We start from the raw sequence: 3,754 nt of genomic DNA on the forward strand, positions 1-3,754 counted from the left end.
CCAACGGCTCGACGTCGATGGGCTCGGTCTGCGCCTCCACGCTGTCCCTGCTGAACGCCGGCGTCCCGCTGCGCGCCTCGGTCGCGGGCATCGCGATGGGCCTGGTCTCGGACACGGTGAACGGCGAGACGCGGTTCGCCGAAGCGCCGCGAGAGCGGCCACGGCGCGCGCGCCGAGCGGGCGCTCGTGCCGGTGCTGCCGTCGCGCGAGGAGTTCCCGTACGCGATCCGCCAGGTGTCCGAGGCGCTCGGTTCGAACGGCTCGACCTCGATGGGTTCGGTGTGCGCCTCCACCCTGTCGCTGCTCAACGCCGGCGTGCCGCTCAAGGCGCCGGTCGCGGGCATCGCGATGGGCCTCATGAGCGAGGAGATCGACGGTGAGATGCGCTACGTCGCGCTCACCGACATCCTCGGCGCGGAGGACGCGCTCGGCGACATGGACTTCAAGGTCGCCGGCACGCGCGAGTTCGTCACCGCCCTGCAGCTCGACACCAAGCTCGACGGCATCCCCGCCGACGTGCTCGGTGCCGCCCTGCTGCAGGCCCGCGAGGCGCGTCACACGCTGCTCGACGTGATGAACGAGGCCATCGACGGCCCCGACGAGATGAGCCTGTTCGCGCCGCGCATCATCACGGTGAAGATCCCGGTCGACAAGATCGGCGAGGTGATCGGGCCCAAGGGCAAGGTCATCAACCAGATCCAGGACGACACCGGGGCCAACATCTCCATCGAGGAGGACGGCACCATCTACATCGGTGCCACCAACGGTGAGGCGGCCGAGGCGGCCCGGTCGGCGGTCAACGCGATCGCCAACCCGACGATGCCCGAGAAGGGCGAGCGCTACCTGGGCACGGTCGTCAAGACCATGCCGTTCGGCGCGTTCGTGTCCCTGCTGCCCGGCAAGGACGGCCTGCTGCACATCAGCAAGCTCCGCGAGCTCAACAACGGCCAGCGCGTCGAGAACGTCGAGGACGTCGTGTCCGTCGGCCAGAAGCTCCAGGTGGAGATCTCCGAGATCGACGACCGCGGCAAGCTGTCGCTGATCCCGGTGGTCGAGGCGAAGGACGCCGAGGCTCCGGCCGAGGCCTGATCCCGGCCCTGCGAGGCCCCGGACGCTGCGGCGTCCGGGGCCTCGTGCTGTGTGGAGTCCCAATGACCTCGCCGGGACCCACTGACCTGGCGGAGACCCACTGACCTGGCGGAGACCCACTGACCTGGCGGAGACCCACTGACCTGGCGGAGACCCACTGACCTGGCGGAGACCCACTGACCTGGCGGAGACCCACTCACCTCGCCGGGCCCCACTGACCTGGCGGAGACCCACTCACCTTCCGTTGCAACGCTCGGGAAGTGGCCGGGCGTGCGGGAAGTGGCGACGGACGCGGGAGGTGGCCGGGCGTGCGGGAAGTGACCGGCGCGGAAACCGCCAACACCGTGCCAACACCGGACCCCTTCTGCGCGGCCGCGCGGGGTGGTCGGATCGACGCATGGCCCGCCTCGTCACCCCCGCCGAACTCAGCTCCCTCCACGCGTTGGGGCCGGCGGGCGTCCGGCGCTGGGTGAGGGAGAAGCGGCTGGTGCCGGTGCGCCGGGGGCACTACCTGCTGCTCGAACCCGGTGAAGCCGCGCCCACCGATGCCGCCGCGCGCCACCGGCTGCTGATCGAGGCGACGGCGTCCCTGCTCGCGCCCGACACCGTGGTGAGCCACGCGTCGGCCGCCGTCCTGCACGGCATCCCGGTGGAGACGGCGTTGCTCGCGCGCGTTTGGGGCACGCGGGCACGCTCGACCGGCAACGCTTCCCAGGTGTTCGTGGCCTCGCAGGCCCGTCTGGCGCCCGAGGACGTGATCGAGGTGGACGGCCGCCGCGCCACCTCGTTGGCCCGGACCGTGGTCGACCTCGGACGGACCAGACCGCTCGACTGGGGCATCGTGGCCGCCGACACGGCCCTCAAACAAGGGGTGGACGCCGCCAGCGTGGCCGCGGCCCTCGAGCGGGCGCACCACGCCCCGGGGATTCGACGGGCGCGCCGGGCGTGGGCGCTCGGCGACCCCCGCTCCGAGTCGGTGGGCGAGGGGCGCTCGCGGGGCGTCTTCGACCTCGCCGGCATCCCCGCGCCCGAACTCCAGCGTGAGATCCGGGACGCCTCCGGTCGCGTCCTCGCCCGGGTCGACTTCGCGTGGGAGGAGTTCAACACGCTCGGAGAGTTCGACGGGGCCGTGAAGTACGGTCCGCTCGTGCCGGAGGGGCTGACGCCGCAGCAGGTGCTCATGGCCGAGAAGCGCCGCGAGCAACGGCTGCACGAGCAGCTGTGGTGGGTGGTCCGGTGGGACTGGGCCGACCTCGACCGGCCGGCTGCTCTGGCGGCGAAGCTCCGTGCGGCCTTCGCCATCGGCCAGCGGCTGCGGGCGAAGCGGAACTGACCGCGGCGGCGTCCACCTTCCTCGCGGGGACCCACTTACCTACCGTTGCAACGCGCGGGAAGTGGCCCTGCGCGCGGGAGGTGGCCGTGCGCGCGGGAGGTGGCCCTGCGCGCGGGGGGGGGCGCCAGCGGGAGAACCGCCGCTCACGGCGAACCCTAGGATGGGGCCCATGAAGGTGGCGGTGTTCGGAGCGAAGGGCCGCATGGGCGCCGAGGTGTGCCGCGCGGTCGAGGAGGCGTCCGACCTCGAGTTGGTCGCGGCGGTCGATGCGGGGGAGGACCGGACGCCCGCAGCGGCGGCCGATGTCGTGGTCGACTTCACAGTGCCCGACGTGGTGCTGGACAACCTCGCCTGGTGCGCCGAGCACGGCGCCCACGCGGTGGTGGGCACAACGGGGTTCACGCCCGAGCGGCTTGAGCACGTGCGGCAGTTGTTCGCCGGTTCGGGGGCCAATGTGATCGTGGCCGCCAACTACTCCATCGGCGCGCTGCTGATGATGCACTGGGCGCGGCAGGCTGCGCGCCACTACGAGTCCGTCGAGGTCATCGAGCTGCACCACCCGAACAAGGTCGACGCGCCATCGGGGACGGCAGCCACCACGGCGCGCGAGATCGCCGCCGCCCGCGCCGAGGCCGGGCTGGGCCCGGTGCCCGACGCCACGACGCAGGACGAGGGCGCCCGTGGGGCGGTCATCGACGGCATCCACGTGCACGGCGTCCGGCTGCGCGGGCTCTTCGCTAACCAGCAGGTGATCTTCGGCAACGAGGGCGAGGGGCTCACGATCACGCACAACAGCTATACGCGGGCGTCGTACATGCCCGGCGTGCTGGCGGCCGTGCGCGCCGTCCCGCGTCTCCCCGGGCTCACCGTGGGCATCGAGAAACTCCTCGGGATCGGCTGACCATGCGCGTGCTCGGTTGGATCCTCGGCGTCCTGCTTCTCCTCGCCGGGGCTGCGGTCGGCGCGGCGTTCCTGTTCGACGGCGAACTGCGCGCGCGGGCCGAGCAGCAGACGGCGGCGAGCCTGGCCACGTCGGTGCCGCTCGAGAACCCTCACGTCAGCATCGGCGGGACGCCCATCGCCTGGCACCTCTTGACGAACCGGTTCCCGAGCGTGCGCGTGACCGCCGACGCGATGCCCCTCGACCTCGAGGTCGGCGAGGTGTCCCTGCACACGGTCGACGCCACGCTCACCGACGTCCGACCCGCCGCGGACGCCCTTCGCGCGGCCACGCTCGTCGGCACGGGGAGGCTCACCTACGAGGAAGTGTCCCGGCTGGCCGGCACCCCCATCACCTACGCAGCCGACCAGCGCATCTCGGCGAGCGGCAGC

3 protein-coding genes and 1 pseudogene are annotated in these 3,754 nt (G+C 72.3%); all 4 read left to right on the forward strand.

The window, feature by feature from the left end:
- Window positions 1-132 precede the first annotated feature (132 nt).
- Window positions 133-1,089 (forward strand): annotated as a pseudogene (locus Q1K57_RS15250) (S1 RNA-binding domain-containing protein); the annotation flags it as partial.
- A gap of 397 nt (window positions 1,090-1,486) precedes the next feature.
- Window positions 1,487-2,422 (forward strand): hypothetical protein, encoded by a 936-nt coding sequence (locus Q1K57_RS15255; protein ID WP_300084187.1) that lies wholly within the window; start codon window positions 1,487-1,489, stop codon window positions 2,420-2,422.
- A 169-nt stretch (window positions 2,423-2,591) separates the two neighbouring features.
- The gene (gene dapB / locus Q1K57_RS15260) at window positions 2,592-3,323 is read left to right on the forward strand and encodes a 4-hydroxy-tetrahydrodipicolinate reductase (protein WP_300084189.1); all 732 of its coding nucleotides are present in this window, start codon (window positions 2,592-2,594) and stop codon (window positions 3,321-3,323) included.
- Window positions 3,324-3,325: 2 nt separating this feature from the next.
- A partial coding sequence (locus Q1K57_RS15265) for a DUF2993 domain-containing protein (protein WP_300084191.1) occupies window positions 3,326-3,754 on the forward strand: 429 nt, incomplete at its 3' end.

Source organism: Propioniciclava sp. (genome assembly GCF_029977985.1).
In the GTDB taxonomy this organism is placed as follows: domain Bacteria; phylum Actinomycetota; class Actinomycetes; order Propionibacteriales; family Propionibacteriaceae; genus Propioniciclava.